The organism is Erwinia sp. MYb416 (assembly GCF_037479575.1).
GTDB classification, from domain to species: Bacteria; Pseudomonadota; Gammaproteobacteria; order Enterobacterales; family Enterobacteriaceae; genus Erwinia; species Erwinia rhapontici.
On record NZ_JBBGYT010000154.1, the window covers coordinates 1 to 707 of the forward strand.

General features: G+C 57.7%; 1 protein-coding gene. It reads left to right on the forward strand.

Going from position 1 to position 707, the window contains the following annotated elements:
* Positions 1-707 (forward strand): SDR family NAD(P)-dependent oxidoreductase (locus WH277_RS01465; RefSeq protein WP_339503953.1); only part of this gene is annotated, 707 nt, incomplete at both ends.

Sequence of the window (707 nt, forward strand, 5' to 3'; positions counted from 1 at the left end):
CTGTTAAAGGATGCGGTAGCCATCATCACCGGCGCAGGACAGGGCCTGGGACGTACCTACGCGCAGTCACTGTTAGACCATGGTGCGCGCGTTGTTATCAGCGACCTCGGCACCAACCGGGCCGGTGAAGGCGCCAGTAAAGATGTGATTGCGGAAGCTGGCCGTACCCTGCGCGCTGACAACGGACAATTGATCACACACAACGGACGCCTGGATAATGAGGATGGCTGCAGGGAGCTCGTGGAGCTGGCTATCACCCACTTCGGTAAGCTGGACATCCTGATTCACAACGCAGGCTGGGTGGACTATCAACGTATCGAAGACCAGAGTGATGATTTCCTTGAACGTGCCATCGGCATCAACATCCGTGCGCCGATTTGGCTGAGCAAATATGCCTGGCCATACCTTAAGCACTCTTCATCACCACGGATCGTGCTCAACACCTCTGATCGCGCCCTGTTCCAGCAATATGCGCAGCCCGGCCTCGTGGCTTACGCTGCCGGTAAGATGGCTCAGGTGGGCATCATGAATGCACTGAGCCTGGAAGGCGAGCAGCATGGAATCCTTGTCAACGCTATCTCCCCTGTTGCCAAAACACGCATGTGGGGAAGCATGCCGTCACCCGAGAACCTCAAACCGGAGTGGGTCGCACCGGGCGTCGTGTATCTGGCCAGCCCGCTGTGCCATGACACAGGCTACATCCTTCG